General features: G+C 46.4%; 1 protein-coding gene. It reads left to right on the forward strand.

Annotated features, from left to right (window positions below):
* Positions 1 to 469: inorganic phosphate transporter (locus tag ACTHUM_RS17815; RefSeq protein WP_440403667.1), on the forward strand; the 469-nt coding region annotated here is incomplete at its 5' end.
* Positions 470 to 590 lie beyond the last annotated feature (121 nt).

The following is a 590-nucleotide window of genomic DNA, read 5'->3' on the forward strand; positions in this document are numbered from 1 at the left end:
GGTATTTACCGCTTGCGGTTTCGCATTCAGCCATGGTGCGAACGATATTGCCAATGCGATTGGTCCGTTTGCCGCGATTATGGATGTGTTGCGTACCAACAGCATTACTGCCCAAAACGCCGTGCCGCCGATTGCCATGTTGACTTTCGGTATCGCTTTAATCGTCGGTTTATGGTTTGTCGGCAAAGAAGTGATTAAAACCGTAGGCACCAGCTTGGCAGAGATGCATCCCGCGTCAGGCTTCTCAGCCGAGCTTTCTGCTGCCGCCGTCGTGATGGCCGCATCATTTATGGGCTTGCCTGTTTCCAGTACCCATATCTTGGTAGGTGCAGTTTTGGGTATCGGCTTGGTTAACCGCAATGCCAACTGGAAATTGATGAAACCGATCGGCCTTGCTTGGGTAATTACCTTGCCTGCCGCTGCCGTTTTGTCTGTTGTCAGCTATTTGGTTTTGCAAGCCGTGTTTTAATTGATTATTTTATTTCAAAAGGCCGTCTGAAAGATATTTCAGACGGCCTTTTCTTATGTTCATTAAGAGTAGATTTTAGTTTGTTATGAACAAGCAAAGCTATTTTTAATCAGACCACTAT

It is taken from the genome of Neisseria sp. P0021.S006 (assembly GCF_051956895.1).